The 19,000-nt window shown below is 43.5% G+C and carries 3 protein-coding genes; all 3 read left to right on the top strand.

The genetic code is table 4. From position 1 onward, the window contains the following. Nucleotides 1-204: 204 nt before the first annotated feature. The 3 genes from CSH31_RS01305 to CSH31_RS01295 all read left to right on the top strand — a co-directional run bounded on the left by CSH31_RS01305 (nucleotide 205) and on the right by CSH31_RS01295 (nucleotide 18,976). A complete protein-coding gene (locus CSH31_RS01305; RefSeq protein WP_161565644.1) occupies nucleotides 205-15,990 on the top strand; it encodes a hypothetical protein in 15,786 nt (5,261 codons plus the stop codon). A gap of 159 nt (nucleotides 15,991-16,149) precedes the next feature. After that, on the top strand, nucleotides 16,150-18,750 hold the full coding sequence (locus CSH31_RS01300; RefSeq protein ID WP_128008562.1) for a hypothetical protein: 2,601 nt from the start codon (nucleotides 16,150-16,152) through the stop codon (nucleotides 18,748-18,750). Beyond that, the gene (locus tag CSH31_RS01295; protein WP_128008561.1) at nucleotides 18,701-18,976 is read left to right on the top strand and encodes a hypothetical protein; all 276 of its coding nucleotides are present in this window, start codon (nucleotides 18,701-18,703) and stop codon (nucleotides 18,974-18,976) included. Before CSH31_RS01300 ends, CSH31_RS01295 begins: the two co-directional genes overlap by 50 nt. Nucleotides 18,977-19,000 lie beyond the last annotated feature (24 nt).

Raw genomic sequence — 19,000 nt, 5'->3', positions numbered from 1 at the left:
TTTTGGAGCAATGAAAACGACTTTAAACCGCAACAATTTATCACTCCCACCAAGTTGAATTCCGAGTGAAAGAGGTACATTTTTACGGATATTTTTGATTTAAGCAAATTATCGTTGGGAGCATATTCAGCTGATTTGTATTATTACGGTAAAGAAAGTGCAGGTTTGGGGAGCTACGATATATCACAAACACATTTAAAGACTATGGTCTCTCTCAATAAGGGGCAAGAACCAACCAGCACGCAGATGAAAGAATTTAACTTTCAAAGAGAAGTTTCTGGTCGTTTAAATTGAATTCTGTTAGCTTCTGACACCAATAAACTTAGTCTCCTAAAACTTTTTGAACCACTATTTAGATATCCCTCATATGGTGGGAATTTGTGATACCCAGCGGAAAGTCGTTGAGTAGTGCCATCGCTTGAAGTTAAGTTGGATACTGATGATGAATTTACGATTCTTTCGCATTTGAACCAAGTCACGATAGACCTTGAATCAACTGATGTAAAAAAGGTTATTCTATCAGACGCGGTCTTTAAAATGGTCAAAGACTCATTCCAAGGTCTTTTGGACGTAGAATGATCTCGACACTCAGAGTTAAGGTGAGACCTTGAGAAATTTAAGAATTTAGTCGAAACAATTGAACACCACAGTCTAAAGTTGGAAATCTCGACTGGGTCAACTTGAACCAGTGATTTGCCAGCCGAGACAGCCCTCTATTACAAAAACCGTTTCTTAAAATTCAGAATCAGTGAGGGCGCGAATTGATCAGACCGAATGCGATTTGGTCAAACATTGCCTACTTTTCCCTCTCAACTTGGCACTGAAGTGATGTTAACTGATGACGAGATTGATTGGCCAAAACTAAGGGAAGTAAGCTCGTGAATCAATTTGGGTGAGGGAGGACTAAACCTCCAAAAAATTAAGTTTATTGGTAACACCCGCGACCTCAAAATTGATTACTCAGAGATTACTATCCCTGATGAAATCAAACATCTAGAGAAACTATGAAAGTTTTTTTGGTTCTCAACTTACCCCTCGATGGGCACATGAAAAAAAACTTATGCTAACGAAATTGATATGAGAAAGATGTTTTTAGAAGATGCACAACGCAAACCTGGCGTTTTCCCGCGTGTTGATGTTGGTTATCCTATCGGATGAATACGAGGGCAAACCATTGTTGTGCCGGAAGGTCCATCCTTCACTACTACTTTCACAGTCTCTAACAGCGAATTTTTTGGTCAACGTTTTCTCAGTTTGAATGATTCAGATTTTTTTGCCTATCAAAACATTGACACATTTGTCACAGATCTCTCAAACATTAAAGTTTACGGCGTGGTCGGCATTGAACATGGTTTGGCTATCCGAGTTCCCGCAGGACTTATGAATACAGAATTGGATAAATTGGGTTACAAACTGCAGTACAGCACTGATAGACAAGCATGAAAAAACATCGCCTTGAGCAGAGATAAAATTACGTCCAATTCTTTGTATGGCATTCCCGAAATACCCGCTAACCAAGGTCAGTTAGTTACGCTTAGGCCATCAGAAAACCAGAAAAATGCTTTTTATTTTCGCTTAACACCTTACAAAAACAATGTCGGGGCTGTTCGTGGATCTGTTGAGGAGAACACTTATCAAGAACAAATCAATTCAACTAGAGTTCACCCTTCTGACTACGTTAAAAACAATTTTACTGGTCCAACTGTTGTTGAGGTTGATTTAAGCAACCAAAAACAGTCAATCAACATTCCAAACGATCCAAGTCAGTGGCAAATTAGTTTTTCAGGACGCACTAACGATAACTTTGCGGTTCAATTTTCGATTGGCGGTCAAACTTGGCAAGAAGCTTTGCAAAGTCTAAACTCTGGTTTAGATCAAAATTTATCCGAAAAAGTTAAACCTGTATTTTTGATTTCGTACCTTGAAGACGCGAGCCCTAATTACTTTATTGCGCTGGATAACTTCGTGCTGTGGCTTGACGGACAACTTCAAGTTGACAGCGAAGGTTTTGTGGTTGATCCCAGCGGAAACCGTGTCAGCGGAATAGATTCATTGACTGGAAAAATAACGCCTCTCCGCGCTGACCAAGTTTCAGCCTCTCTGCGAATGTTTCCAATTCCAAACTGGAACTACTTAACTTGAAATATCCAAGTCAAGTGGGCCAATTTTGACGAGGGTTATTTGTTAGGTGCTGATTCACAAATTTTAGACATTAATACCGACCAAGTAGTGGCGCAAATCGTCCGCTACGTGGAACTAGCCGACGATTTTAACCGCCCAGAGATAAGTGGGTATTCTGCCGAAGTATTAGTTAACAACCACTCCAATCAGCAGCGCAGCGACATGATTGGGCAAGCTTTCAAGGCGGGCTGAATCCAATATTTTTACTCTTTTAAAATTGACGGCTCACCGATTAGTGCCGAGCAGGCAGCACGTCTAAAACTTAGTTCAGCTGACAGCGACCTGTTAACTAGTTCGGGCCTATTAAATTGAGAGCAATTTACCAAGGCTTTCGGAATGCTTAACGGCCAAGACTCAGCCAACTTATTCAACGAAGAAGAACTCAACTGAGTTTTCAACAAACTTTATTTACACGTTAGACTAAGCGACGAAAACAGATTTTGGATGGAAGAAAAATTCATCGGTTCAGCTGTTGCCCAAACTTTGGAATTTGACACAATCAATGAAGAGCCACGCATTCTCTTTTTGAAACCCGAAAAAATCTCCGAAAAATTCCGTTTAACTGGTCACACCGCCGATATCAGGGTAGAGTCAGATTGAAAACCAAATTCAATTGCCGGACTGTCTTACCAGCTCAATTTAGGTTTAAGTTTGCCGCGACAAGACGGATTATCTCTTTTCACTGAAGCTCAAAAGAAAGCGATGAACATTAAAAACACACCCGAGCCTACCAATAACTTAAATAACAATGATTTGAGTAAACATTTCAGTTTGAAAGATGGCGAGATGCAAGCTAATCTTTGGGTTTCGCAAGATCGTAAGTGGGGTTTTGATCAAGTTTACGGAGGAACAGGTGGACTGCAATGATATTTTTACATAAGCCATGCCGGGGTAACGGAAATTAACAATGATCGACTTGCGTCCTTTTTTGACTCTTACTCAAAAACCGACTACAAAATTAGCATCACTTCTCAAACACCCATACCAACCGAAACTATAGAAGCATTCACTAAATATGTTCAAGTTAACGACTTAGTGGACAAACTTAAACAAATTGAAGCCGATACGTCGGAAGCAAGTACCAACGAGCAAGTCCGCTGGCACCGCGAAGCAGACTTTATTAACCCGCTTTTTGACGATTTCCGTGCCCGCGGAGTAAGACTAGACTTTTCTGACGCCAAAGTTGGACCTAGTTACGGTTTTGACGCGCAAGGTTGAAATTACAACTACAAACTGCCGACAAAACTTGACCGCGATCCAAGCGCTCGCTTTTTATGGGCTCAAGTTGTTTGAGGAGAAAAGACTGGCAATTACATCATTTCTTGGCCCAAGGTAATTGACTTAACCGAGTCATCCAAAATCCGTCTTGTCAAAACTTTCTTGGATGTTTCAGAAGTAGATCTAAGCGCCATTATTTTCAAAGGAGATATTCGCAAACCTTCCATTGACTACAACGTTCTTAGCGATGATCTTCAGCCTTACGTTAGCATTCTTTTCCAAGGTGAAGGTATTTTTGGCAACAAATGGATGACTTACGACGAACTACTGAGTGCCTTTACAGACGAACTTTCAAAAGGTCCTAATTACTCGTTACACCGGGTATTCCGGGCCAAAGTAGCGGCTAAAGAAGGTGTCCAAGTTGTTTTCAAAGGAACCGACCAAGTTCAAAACGTTAACACCGACCAGTTTTATTCTTACCGAAACATAACCAGTTTGTTAGATGCGCTTAAAAACAGCAGCGGTTCTAACAAAGTGGATGTTTTTGGTTCGCTCGGAGTGGATAACGGAATCGCAATTAGACTGCCTACTACGCTTAAACAAGATCAATTATCGCTTTGAAAAACGACTTTGCAAGTGAGTGTGGATAACCAGCAAAATTGGATTGACATCTTCCCACAACTTGATCAAGCAATTGATCCTAACCAAGACCTAGGTATCCCAGCAATTCCGGCCGGACTAGGAGCTATTTTCACCGTCAAACAAATTGGTGGTCAAACCGCTTCGCTCGCCTTTCGCTTTGTACCTTACGCGGATGAAAATGGTCAAACTCCCGAGATAAACAGTCCAAACGATTACCAAGCAATCGTAGAGGCGACCAAAGTGCATAACTCGGATTTCTTTGATTCAAACTTCCAAAAACCAGAGGTCTACGTGATTACCCTGGATAATTTACCAACGGTCGTAGTGACCATTAGACCAACGTCAGGTCAAGTGGAGATTGCGGGTCGAACTAATGACAACTTCCAAGCTAACGTAGTTGGAAATCACAGCGATTGGCAAACTTGACTCCAAGACCTTAACCAGGGCAGCGATTACACTGCTTACGTCAAGGCGACTTTACATGTCGCGATTGCAGGTGACAGACTGGCGCTGGAAATGCAAGATTTTGTTAAGTGGATTAACGGTCAGTTAAAAGCTAATTCAAGCGGTCAAGTGGTTGATCAAGATGGCCAAGCGGTCAAACGTTGAAAAGCGACCGCGGCCGACCCAGATAGTTTTGTTTACGGCGATTTAACTGCTCAAGAAGCCACTCCTGATTGAAACAAGATGCTGGGTCCAGAAAATGTTTTCATCTTCACTTGACTAAGCACTGATTTAGTCAATTACCGTCCAAGCGAAAGTCGTGGCACAGAGATTGACATGGCTAACGTAGTTCGTTACATCGATGCTTCGGTGCTTGAGGCGCGTTTTGCTCCGACGGGCAACACCCACAAATGAAGCGGTTGATCCGAAGATTCGGCGGCAGTTTTAGACCAGATAATTTGGGGCTATCGTTTTGATAACCAACCGACTCCAATTAGCGAAGCGCAAATGAACGCCCTGGGGCTAAGTGATGCTCAGAAAGAGACCGTGCGCGGTAAAACGCAATTAACCCAAGCTGAACTACTTAAACTTTTTGACGGATCAACCCCGGCTAACATTTGAGATCAGCGCCGTTGAGAGTTCGCTGTCAACCTTTATTCAATTGCCAAAGTTAAAGACCCCGAGCATTTCTGAACTAAGAGCAGTCACCAAAAACACGATCTTTATCAAGCTAGTGCTCCTAGCAAAAATTGAAAAAGGTTTTTTGACGTGAGTCTGCTAGCGCTTGACAAAGCCTATTTAACGGGTCATTCTCACATCTTTGGCAAGTTAGAAAACATCGCTTACGCGGACGGAACTCAGCTTCCTGTCTTGGCCAAAAAAGACCTTGCCTTTAAGTTAACGCTTAATGCAGGTAGCGTAATTAGCGACCAACAGCAAAACCACATGAATTTAAGCGCTAAACCGCTTGCTTGAATGACTTTTGAACAGTTAAAAGACTTTTGGCAAAGTAACGGCGTTAGTGCCCGCGGAGGAGCCAACTTATGGTACCGGGACGCAAATAAGTGGGCGACCCAGTTTTTTGGTATCGGCGTTGATTTAACAACTAGTCCTTCTTCCTACCAGTTGTCCGAACGCCTAAGTCCTGTCACGCTTAACTTAGAAGCGATGAGCACGCTAAAAAAATACATTTGAGTCCAAGACTACCGAGAAAGTCTTGAAAAAAATGTTAAGGCGGTGGTTGAACGTTATAAATCTGACTCAGACCAAGTGCTTTGACAAGACATTGGTTTTCTAGTTGATCAACTAAAGAAAGCGGGGTTAAAAGTAGAGTTTTCAACTGCTTCATCGCCTAGTTTTGACAACGCAGACGATTGGCAGTTTTTAAACCAGTTACCAAAACAAGTTGCTTTCAATCACCAAGATCGTTACCTTTATGCCAAAGTGACGCCAGAAGATTACCCTAATGATCGTTACGTTTTATCTAACCAGGGTAAAAGTTGGGACTTAACAGCCAGCTCTAACCTTCAAAAAGTGCTCGCTCGGATTAACGTTGATAACGTTGATCTAACGCAAGTCGTTTTCACCCAAAATACGTTTGACGCCGTGATTGACGCTTCGGGCGTGGAATTACCGAATTTCACCGCTCTAGAGTACTTTGTCCAAGACGAAGATGACAAATTAAATCCGCCTGTTAGCGAATCGGCTTTTGTCCGTTGAATGGAACAGAACTACGATCAATTTAGCCGCGTTAACGTGCGCGTGCAAATTAGTCCCAAAACGACCAACGACGATCTTTACGTGATTCGCCGCCAAGATGTAAACAATTCAATTCGGGCTCCTAACATTGAAAACTTTTTCGCTTACAGAGACATTTCTGGTCAAATTAAGTCGCTTGGGACCACCGCCGAATCGGGCATTAAACTTTACGGCGTTGTGGGTCAAAAAGATGGCGTAGCTCTCGTAGTACCTGAGCCTTTAATGACTTCTAACTTAGATAAAGTCGGCATTAAACTTCAGATTTCTATTCAAGGCTCTAGTTGGCAAAGCGTCAACCTAAGTCCGACTGGAATCCCTTCCAACAAAGACCGGGGAATTCCTAACATTGCGGCTGGAACTGGTCAACTGATTAGCGTTAACCAACCAAGCGATGGTTCACAACCAAAAATATCTTTCCGCTTTGTGCCTTTCAAAGACGACCAAAACCAAAGTGTACCAACCCCGTCTGATCCCTCTCTCTACGAGAATTGACTTGACGCCACCATGGTTCACTTGTCAGACTACTGGAATAACCGACCTGACCTGGCGCCTTATGTGTTAGAGTTGCCAGTTGAGTTGGTGACACTAGTCGTAACTAACGATAGCGGTGCACAGAGCAACTTAAAAACCATTGTTTTAGCTAACCACACTCGTAATTTACAAATTGAAGAACTATTAAGCGGCCAAACCGCGAGTCAAGTTTTAGCAACTTTAAACCCTAATTCGCCAGATTACAGCGGTGATATTCGGGTAGCTTACCACATTGATGATAAAAACCTTTCCCACTGGTTAGAGCGCGAAGATTTCATCGCTTGAGCTAACGGTCAACTGGTAGTAAGCGGATCCCAGGTGTTAAACGGTAACCGTCCTGTAAAAGGTTGATCAATTGCTAACAGCAGTTACCAATTGTTACCGGTTAGCGAGTCGCGTCCGTTTTGAAACAAAATTGAACTTACCTCAGCTCGCGTAGCTTGAAGATCACGCTCATCCGAGAAATACATCCCAACTGACGAGGCTGAGACTCAGCCCGACATTAGTAACTTAATGAAATGGGTTGATGTTAGCGATTACTACAAGAAGTTTGCCAAACTTAAAATTGAGGGCGACACTGCCCACTTAAGAAGCGAGGAGTTTGCTAAAATAGTCAAAATTGATTTAGAGAACGAACTCTCGCTCAAAAATGCGCGAGTTCAAACTACTCCAATCATTAGCGAAGGTCAGCCCAACTTTGATGCTGTTCAAGTTAAAACTAACGCTTTACCTGACAAAATTAACTTCCTTTACGAGTTAGCTTTTCGAATTATTCCAACTGAATCTAACCCTGGCAAGTTAGTGATTGGTACCGACGACCAACCAGAGCGACAAGACTCATTTGTGATATGGGACCACCAGAGCGCTTTAGCGAATACGCGCGTGCTTAAGTTCATTGAAGCTGACCGCAGTCAGTTAGCCACTAAGGTGCTGCTAAAAGGCAACACCCGTGACTTAGAAATTGATAGCATCGACCCAAGTGCCTTAAAAAGCGACTTGTGGGGACAGATGAACAACGAAAACGCGACTTACACCGGTTTAGAAGTTGTTTACCAACTGCTTGACGTTGAGCAGGGACAAGTTACGCGTCGTTTTGACGAGTTTTTAAAATATCTCCAAACTTTGAGGTTTGATGGTAGTTGAGGACGGGCAAAAATCCGGGTTGGTTACCGAGCACTAACAGGTTATGCAATCAGTTCAGAGAGCGCGAGCGTTGACGTTCAACCTAACGTTGAAAAAGTTCAGCGTTTCATAGACGTTAGTCCTTTAATTGCTGAGATTAGCAAAATTAAGGTAGTGACTCAAGACGAGCAAAGCGGTTGGTGATCACCGCAAAGTGGTCAGTACGATCGGAAAGTTTATAACGGCGTTGACTGGGGTGGTTACGTTGATAACCAACAACTTGGTTGAGAAATACCGGAACTAATTCTTAACACCGGCGACCAGACCCACTTACTCCACGCTAAAATTCAGTTTTCAACTTTAGAATCACCTAGCCCTGCTGATCAAGATTGGTCTGACCAACCGCCAAGCGAAATTGCTGACCATGGCAAGCGTTATGTTTGAGTCCGGTTTGTGGCTGATCAGCCTTACGAAGATGGCGAGATGCCGTTTGTGTCTGATTCTAAGCCGCACTCAATCAACGAGACTTCGCGCATTCAGTTAGTGCCCACGCGGGTAAACATCGACGGTCTAAGTTCAAAACTGAGCAGTTTTGAAGGACTGACCAACGATCCAACTATTAACGAGCAACTAGAGTCACTCACCAGAGAGCACTTAACTTTCCACTACAGTTTGACTAACTTTTTAGACTGGCAAGAGTTTTCAACTATGAAAAGTCGCCTAACGTTTATGGGCTTAGACAGCGACACTAAAATTAGCGTTTCCAAGCTCAAGGCCAGCATGAACAAACAGGAGTTTTTAACTTTCAACCAGGCGGCTAACTCTCAAGTTGCTTCGTTTAAACAGTTTGTGAGAACTTACGTGTCTGTTCGCTTTGTGCCAACGAGCGAAAAATACTCTCTTTCACCTGAGCAAGACAAAGTCAGCCGCGGAGAACCTGAGATTGATAATCTTTACACTTACCGCGACATTAGCCAGTGAACTAAGATGTTAGCTTACGGAACCGACGCTAACACTAGCATCGGACTCCAAGGTCGTACATCAGCTAGGTTAGGAATCGCGGTTTCAATTCCTGACCAACTGACTAATGGTGTTTTACAGCCGCTCGGTTTCCAACTCCAATTTAGCACCGATTCCGAGGACGGAGCTACTTTAAAAGAAGGCGCAAGTTGAACCATCGTTCGCGACCAAGAAATTAGTGCTGGGGAAAAAGAAGGCATTAACCGCGACATCGCTCACGGATTTTGAGTAACTCTTACTCCGCTTGAAGGCGGCAAATCTTTCTTGGCACTGCGAATTGTGCCAATTGCGAATGACCTTGGCAAACAAATTAGCGGTGTTGAACCGACTTGAATAATTAGTCAGTACTTTGAGGCTACCAAAGTTAAACCGCAGGATCACCACCAGCAAGACGCTCAAAACGCTTACATCATTGACACATCTCAGTTGCCAGTTGTGATTAACACCGACCACACACTTTTAAGCCAAATTGACTTTACCGGTCACACGCACGACGTTTTAATTCACGAAGACAATAACGGAATGCAAGAAGGCGGCACGCCGTTAATCGACTTGCTTGATAGTCTTAACCAAACTACTTTTGAAGGTTACGTTGAAATTCTGTACGCTATTGATCTGAAAAACGGCCAACCTATTTCAAATGTCAACCAGTTAAGCGACCAAGCGCTTTGGCTTAACAAAAGTGATTTTAGCGCTTACCTGAACGGCCAACTCATTTTATCTGGCTCCAAGGTGGTTTACCGCGCTAACCCTAACCAAGAAGTTCGCCAGTTAAGTCAAGTGGGTCGGGCCACGCCAAAGTACTTAGATCTAAACATTAACCGCATTTACATTAAATGAGGCGCAACAAACTCACGCTACATGGTTAGCGACGAAAAAGCGATCAACTTAAAAGTTGTGCCTGGCTTAGACCTAAGTTTAAGTTTCCGGAAGTGGTTTGACGGAGAAAGATTCCGCCGCGCTTTAGGCGCTATCGTCGTGGAAGGTCACACCCACAACTACCAACTACTAATTGATGGACAAACCGCCGAGTCGCCAACTTACCCAGTCAGTTCTGAAGAACTCACTCGTCACGGTCTTAAACTAGTTTACAGCCTTGACGAGCTTAATTATCAAGACGATTTACCTGACTTTAGCAAAGCCAGTTGAAGTACCCAAGTAGCCCGTCAACTTTGAGCGAAAGTCGTGCCAATTAACCGCGAAGGAGCGTCGACTGACTACGAAAACACTCGTCTTTACATTGGTTACGAAGATCAGTCGCATTCTCACCAAACTTTAAAAACTCAAGAAACCGACGCTAACCAGGCCCGCCGGTTCAAACTAATGATTGACGTAGATAAAGATGAATTGACTCAACTGAAAATTTTAGGTCACTCCTACTTAGTGAGCGATCTAGACGGCGACATTGAAAAAGGTTTGGATGAATCGCAAGTTGATAACAATGTAGCCAAATACGAGTACGTGGAAATTGTTTACCTTTACTTTGGTAGTTGGTACAACAAAGAGGCGCTGCTTGAAAAAATGGCTGAGCGTCGCAATTTACCCAAAGACGCTAATTTAACGTTGCCCGAAGACTTTAGTCACGAAAATGTTTGAGCCCGTTGAAGACTGCTTGATCCTAAGGACGCAGTCTTGCCCGACAGTCAAGATCAGCAAGTTCAGATTGACACGAGCGAGTTTAAAACTTTTGTCAACATTTGAACGATCCAAAGCGACGAAAAACCAATCGCAGAGCTGATTAACGGTAATAACGAATACGAACTTAACGGATCAATTAATAGCGCTAACATGCACTGACGCGAAACTGGCACTCTCAAGGGCGGGCAAGCGATTCCTAAGTACAACATGAAAGTGCAGTGGTCCGTAGTTGAAAACCCGAGTGAACTACTTGATAGTAGCCATTGACAAGATAGTTTGAGCAACCGCAGCGTGATCGAATCACAAGGACTGGATCCAATTCACAAATCGCTTTGAATTCGTTTTGTACCAGTTTTCCCTGAGCAGTACTACCTGGCTTCCCAGTACGAAATAGACGGTTCAAAAGTGGCGATGATTAAAATTAGCACGGAAAATATGCGTTACACCATCCAAGTTGATTCTAGCGTTTTAGAAAGCATGGTAATTAGCGGTGACACGCAAAGCGAATTTAGAGCCGAGCAAACCCCTTACCTAAACGGCTCCGAAGCTTCAATTAAATACGAAAAAATGGATGAACAGACCGGTGAATACGTTCCGATCGTTGATTTAGACCAGCGTGCTCAGTGAATTAAGGAGATGGGGCTAACTATTAAATACCAAGTTGAGGCAACTCGTCCTAATAAGGACTATCCGGCTGGCACCACTTTCACTTTTGAAACTTTAGCCGAATTTAAAGCCGCGCTTGACACTAAAAAACTTAACTTCCGGAGAAACACCTTGCGAATCGGTTGAGCCATCTTGGAAGACAAAAAAGCTGATAACGAAGTGAGCGATGACTCGTTAGTGATACCTTCGCAAGCCGCAACGCTGATTAACGTTGTTTACACCGAAGACATCACAGTTTTAAGCGATCAATCAGTTTTAGTCAGCGGTAATAACTTGAGAATCAACTTCAAACTTAACGACCCAAAACTGGATCAAAATCTCCTAACTGAACGCGGCGTAAAACTCCAGTTTACGACTGACGCGGATCTTAACGACCCTGACGCACCTAGTTCTGACGCTAACTGAGAAGACGAGTTTCCAAACAAGATTCCCGAGCACCTAGGCGTTTGAATCCGGTTTGCTCCTTTAAGCAGCGACTTTAAACTTGGTAGTGATGTTTTAGAAGGGCAACAAATTACCAAGCTGAGCGCCAGTCAACTGAAAGTAGCGATCGTTCTTGATCAGGCTTGGTTGGAGAATTTTGACTTAGTCAGCTTAGAAGGTAAAACTTACGATCCTAAGTGATTGAACCAGCCGCCAGAAGTGCCTACTTCGGACGATGGGCAAATTCACGGGCAAGTTCAGTTTGCATTAGTTAAGAAAAATGCGTCCGGTCAATTAGTTTGGTTTGACACCTTGGAAGAGATTATGCCGTTAATTGAAGGTAAAGATATTAAGGCACTTGACAAAGACCGCGATGCCTACGTGGCAATTCGCTACATCATTAAAAACGCGAGTCGCGATGAATATGAGTTTACCACTGAGGAGGGCGTTAGCATTGAAGAAAACAGACTTAATCGCTCCCTAGAAATTCAGCAATTAATTCAACCGATCATCGTTGACACGCCCGACCAGCGCTTACCAAACAAGCAAACTTGGCAAGAGTTTGCAAATGATCCGCTCTTTAGAATTGTTTACCAGGCCGGTCAAACCGAACGTTACGTCCGAATTGAAAAAATTGTTTACGACGATAACGATATTAATGAGCAAGGACGCTCTTACTACCTTCTAGACCAAAACCGTTTTGACGCTAATGACTTCCTTAACCGCACTCGTCTTAACGCTCTAGCACCGCGTCACGCCCACTTTGAATTTAGTTCTCGCGCGACCCAAACTAGTGAGTGAACTCCGTGAAGCCAAGATGATCCAGAGCAGTTAGTTAAGTCAACTAATTTTGCCGGACTCAGAATTCGAATCAGTCCAGACCAAGGTTATGAACTACCCGACGGTAGTGCGAGCGGATTAGAAGGTCAGCTGGGAGACCAGACGTGAGAACGTGAATTTTACGTGGCTCTGACAGTTGACACAACCGGCATTAAGTTTGGCGACGCTGTTTACGTTGGTTTTAACGGCGAAGGTCGTTTTAAAACCAAAGATCCAGACGGCAACTATAACCAAGGTAATTTGTCAATTGAACTACTAAGAGCTGATGGATCGGTCCTAACTGATCTAACTAGCAAACCTTATTACGTGCTGGAATACCGCGTTGTGAATGCCGACGGTCAAGATATCAGTTGAACCAGCTTTGATGTTGACAGTCAAACTACTTTGACCAAAGAAGGGTGACATAGCTACGACCAAGCACCCGAAGCTCAGGTGTTTAATTTTGGTCGCTATCCGATTTCGCTTTCCAACGGACAAATCGTTTATGCCCGTCTCAGAGCTCGGAATGGTTACGTAATTATTGACCCTCAATCCGACGACCCCGAGCGACCTGGACAGAAAGAAAATAGTCCCGTGCGCTGGTCGGCTGAGATTAAATTTGCCCCTGTTAGCGGTCTAGTCCAACCGATCGATTTACCAGATAATTACGCGTTTTACGATCCAACTCACCTAATTGACTTAGAAGGTCAAAGCATTGAAGAGGTGCCGGGCATGCCAACGCTGAAGTTTGAAGGTAGTGATGGCAAAGGTCAAGTGAGTCTAATTCCGGGCGAGCATGGTCTTAACAGTTTGTTTGATGCTTACATGATGGTGTTAGAACCTCTTGCGCCAACTGGTCAACCAGTTAACGCTTACTTAACCAACTACCAGCGTCCTATTTACGGCTACACGACGCTTGATAAAAACGGACAAAAAGAAGTGGTTTACTTAACCGAACAAGGGCAAAACACGCTTTATCCAACTTTAACAGTTGGTTGACAGCCTGGTTTTAGAGAGATTGAAGGCGTCTGAAAACTACCTTCGGCGACCAAAAATCTATCGGTTGGTTCAGCCTTGCTGTTTGAGTTAAGAGCGCGAGCTGGCTACGGTTTCCGTTACCAAGACGAGCAGTTAAACTTTCCTAACGAGCTCTTTCCTAAGGAAAAGAGTCAAGATGTTTACAACCGCGGCGGATTGTTAGCCGGTTCTGAAAGCGGCCAAAACCAAACGCCAATTCCAGTTCGCGGACTTTACGTTTACCCTGACACTTACGCGTCTAAAGAGCACTTAGTCTACTCAAATAAACCGGAGGAGAGACTAAATGGCAACGCCGTGATTACTATGTCTGGACCAAGTACGGAGAACAAGCAATGACGCTGAAACTTCCAGATTAAATACCAAAGCGGGAAACCTACCTTAGAAAACCAGTTAACGATTCCGTTGGATGTTTCAAACGGCGACGAAATCACGGTCCAAATGGTTCCGCGCAGTTCTGGTTATGTTTTCCACCCCGATTACCAAAAACTCAACCAACCAGTCACTTTTGTGGTCGCTACTTTGCAAGACCGGATTAATTCAGACGGAGTGCCGCGACCCGAATTTAGTTTTGAAGGTTATGTGGGTCATGGAACAATCGCTAACTTAACCGAACATCAAAAAGGCGATAACTGACTAGAGTACGATCGCAGCGAATCCGGTTCACTACCTAAGCCGCAAATCGGACCGAGTTTTGATCCGCGCGGCGGAGTTGAGTGACAGTTCCAAATTGTTAACACTGATCCGCGTCAGTTATCGGCTCGTCAAATCGAGCAACTACCGTGGCAAAGTCAAGTTCCCGACCAGCTTAACAACGGTATGTGAGTGCGGATTCGTCTAGGCGCTGTTTCACCGGATGACGTTGTTTTTGCCAAAGTTTATTCATGGGGTGAAACCGACCAGGAAGAAAATCAACCCGAACACCTACTTGGTTGAAACCAAGTGCGCAATCTCTTCATTGATCCTCAAAAAGTGAACATTAAAATCCAAATCCAAGGTTTTAACGACCGCTCAAACTTAGTGATTGAAACTGATAATACCTTAGACGCCCAAGGTTTAACTTTCCAAGCAAGTACCGACGGAATTAATTGACATGCCCTAGACTACTTCACCCAGCTGAAAAACGGCGACAAGATTTCGGTTCGTGCTTTGCCACGCGATCTTTACCAACTTAACCCAAGTGACAACAAGCCCGAGCAAGGTATTCACGTTAGTCCCGTGGGAGATAGTCGCTTAGCACTTTGGAAAGATGAGTGAATTAACTTTGAAGTTCAAGGCTTAAAAAACTACCTCAACGTGAACCAAGTTGATTTAACCGAAGTAAGCGTAATTAGGATGGGCAGCCACCCGTCTCACGATTCGGAAGGCAACCTAATCCCAGCTGATAAAATCTTAAACGGCTGAGCCACGCTGACAGCTTCAAGTATTTTAAACCGCGAAACTATTAAAGACGCCCAAGGTAAACTCGTGGATTCGAGCGGAGCGCCTTATTACGAAAAAGTCGGCATTCGTTACATTCTAAGAAGGTACGACCCTGACACTGGTAACTACGGCACCCCAGTTTCTTCGGCTAACCCGCCAACTAAATTAGCTAACAACGACCAAATTCGGATTGAACTTTATTCAAAAGACCCCGAGTTCAGTTTGTCCAAAGAAGTTGCTAGACAACTGACAATTAAAGACCTAGTTATTGCTCCGCCAACCGACCAGCAACCTCCGACACTAACTTTCATTGGATCAAACGGAACTGGATCGGTAGCGGTAACTCCGGAAGCAATCAAGGGTTACCACTGGGAATACGCTGTTTACCGAAAAGGACAAAATGAGCCATCGTGAGAAGATGTTGAGTGAACCTCAGTGCCGCCGACTGATTTATCAAACGATGATTACGTAGCTGTTAGACTCGCTTCTAACTTGCCTGACACAGGACTGACCAAAGACTTTTTAACCGGTTGAGTAAAGGTTTCAGGACTTGAGCAAACAATTGATTTAAGCGATTTAGAGGTCGCAGTTTTTGACCGCTTTAATCCTTATAATCCCGCCAAACCAACTGTTGCTTTGCGGCTAAGTGATTCGCGCGAAAATCAAGCCGATGTCCAAATTAACTCGCCGCTTATTTCGTCTGATCCAAGCGAAATGCTAGTTGATGTTCGCGGTCAAGCGATCGTTCACCGCGATAAACTGCAGTGGAAGTTTTATGTAAGCACTAGCCAATGACCACCAGACCTAGATCGTTTTGGCTACGCTCTGCCGCAAAAACTGCATAACGGTCAGTACTTGCACATCACCCTAGGAGCTCGCCAAGGACTCAACAACATTAGCGTTCGTGGTTTTCAAACCGTGAGCATTAAAATCGATTTCTTAGTGCCTGAATCAACTATTTCAGGCCAACTACTGACCACGATTTTGGCGGTTTCCATTCTGGGACTCTTTGCCGCGTTAGCGACGGTGATCACGCTAGTTATCCGTTACCGGAGAAGACGGCTAACCTAGTTGTGACAAATTAGTTGATCGTTTGTTTTTTGGATTAAAAATTTCACAAAACCGCTATTTGATTGGCGGTTTTTTTGCGAATATGCACCCTAAAAAAATTATCCAAATACTTTTAGTTTTTTGATTAAAAAAATTTAAAAAATAGTATAATTACCTCGTATGAAAATTGGGAGTATTTTAGTAAAAAGAACCAATAAATTTAGGCGATTATTCACTAAGTTACGCCTACCATTTTTGCTCACATCTTCAGTCGTTTCGCTAGTTGGAATAACAGTTGGTTTGACTGTGCCGAGCGCGTCTCAATCTCTTGATCAAGAGCAAAAGGCCAGCCCCAACTCAAACCATTTGCCCGAAAGACTAAGTTTGCGGACAATTGAAAGTAATTGGCCAATAGGTTCCGAGCAGTCAGTCTTAATTTGGCACGAAGACTTTAGCAGCCCTTGGGTTTTTGCTAAGACTAGCAGTGATAATCAGATTGGCGGTCATTTGACTGATCTAGATCACCAACTTAATCTTGAGAAGATTTACGACATCCGCCCCAGCGATTTAGCTCACGCAGATCAAGACCAGTATTACCTTGCAAGCGAAAGTGCTAGCGAATTAGTTTATCGCTCAGTGGACTGGTTTTACCTAAACCATTTCAAGGTGAGCGACTTTGAAATGGAAAGTCCGCTTGAGTTTGACCCAAGTAGCGAGACTGGGATTGGTCTGATTAGCGAGAAGATTGATTTGCCGGTAGGTCTGACTTTAGAAATTCTCAGCCAAAGTTGACTGAGTCAAACCGAAGAACAAGTTACTTACCGGATTGGGCGTCAAGACGAGTGATCTAAGCCACGTCAATTTACGCTAACTTACGCAAAGAGTCACGTTCAAGCGATTGAGAAATGACTTGAATCAATCAAAGGATTAATCAACAGACAACTTTCTTACCAAGACTACTCAGCGCCTAACTTTGATTTGACTGCCTGGCTTAAGTCAGTTGGAACCAGTTTGCCCGCCGAGGTAAAAATTGCCGCTACTAACTACGACTTGACTAGTCAAAGCCTAGAGGTCAGTTTAACTTTCCGCGGTCAGTCGCTCACTTACCACCTAGAAGAATGCGTTTTGCTTGAACAACCGCTCGCTTTTCCCGAGGAGTTACTTAATCTTTTAAAAATTGAAACGCAAGGTTTTGTCGGCGAGAATTTTGCGTTTAAATTTAAAGCCAATAACGGCACTTCATTGTGGAAACTTATCCAAACTTACAACCCAAGTTGGTCGGTTGAAAGGCTTTCCCAAGTCGGTTTTTACCACCGCTTAAAAGATCAAGCGGATTGACTTTCAACCCAAGACTTTCTGGCGTGAATCAACACTAATTTTGATAGATTGACTCAACTAATTAATCAGCGGATTAAAATTGAAACTCGCTTTGGCTCGCCGGTTGTTAACGGATCTTCCAAAGTAACTGAAGTGGACTGGAAAAAACATGTTAGTCCTCATCAATACTGGCATGGTTTAGCGCGCAATTGAACGCCAAGAAGCTCTTACGATTTTGAGCACAATTCAACTAACCATTTGAAGTCGCTGCTCAATCACCAAGGTCAAGAGTTGGGAATTGAGGCTGAAAAGTTTGGTCTTAAATACTTAGTTTCCTTGTCTGGTTCGCGTCGGTTGACTTTTGGTGCCGCGGGCGCTCGCGCAGATCTTTTAGTTAGCAAAAAGTGGTTAACACTGCAGGAGTTAAAGTGGGTCTTTGACGGATCTTCCCAAGCCGGCAACCTTTTTGATACGCTTAACAACCGGGCTCATTACGACTCAATTGAGTTTGCTTTAGTTCAACTTGACCAACAAGAGCCGGGCGATGAAGCGCTAAAAATTAGGATTGATAATTGGTTGCGGCAAAGTCAGCGAATTAAAAAAGCGCTTGATCAAAAACTAATCCACGAGCAACTGGCTAACTTCCGTTTCCGTGGTAACAGCAGACACATTAGCGGAGTCGATAATCCGCTCGATGACTGGGCAATTGGGAGAGTGGCCCGACTTAAATTTTTATTTGACGGCGGGAAAAGACCGTTATCAAGTCTTTTGAGCGATCATAGTTCTGCGACGTCAAAACTCCAAAACCTTGCTCGAAGTCATTGAAATATCCAATTACTTCAGGAGATTTTTGACGGCTCGTCCAACGCTCCTAATCTTTGGTCAGATAGTGAAAAGCGCTGAGTTTTTGAAAACTTGAAGATCAAGATTTCTTTAAGCAGCACTCGTTACACTTTAGTTGGTCGGTCAATTGATTATGCGCTAAAACTAAAAAACATTGGACTTGAGTTGGATCAAGTTCAATTCGCTCCCAAAGCCAACGAGTTATTCAAAAAACTTGCCCGAATTATGCGGGTTGAATTTGATCCTAGTACTCCCAACAGAACAAGGTGAAACATATCGGAAATACACGCAATCATTCAGGAAATCAAGCAAATCTTTGACGATGGCGTTTGATCACCACAAGTTATTTTTGGTTTTGATGGTGGTGAATTAAAGTACTCTGCTACCTCGGAATTAGTTCTTAAGAGAGATTTAGAATCTGTTCGTATTGCTGATGATCCAAACACACGCATTTTTTGAGTACGGATTAAATTGACCCTCCTTAATGTTGGAACTACCGCAAGAGATGTGGAAGCCGACGATGAAGATTTCACCGTGGACGGAAAAAAAAGCTTCCATAAGAAACAACGCCTTGTATGCCGCCGAAGTTATCGGTTTAAAATCCCTGCCTCATTTTCTTAGTTTTAATGCCTCAGAAAAGGATCCCGGTGTCGTAAAAGTCAATCTTGAAGGAAGTGGAGGTCTAACTAGTTACCACAGTCTGCCTCATCACTTTGCAGTTTTACCAACTTATGGCTCTCTTCCCAATGAGTTAGTTCCAGTTGAAGGCGGCGGTAAAACACGCTTGGTGTATGTAGTGCGCCAAAAAGACGGAAAATTTGAGCCACATACTCCAGCTCAGAATTAAGAAGTCATTTAGTTTCAAGAGCAG

This window comes from Mycoplasma sp. ATU-Cv-508, from assembly GCF_004011945.1.
Taxonomy (GTDB): Bacteria; Bacillota_I; Bacilli_A; order Mycoplasmatales; family Metamycoplasmataceae; genus RYZV01.
The sequence above is the reverse complement of the archived record's forward strand: the minus strand, read 5'-3'. Positions and strand labels throughout refer to the sequence as shown.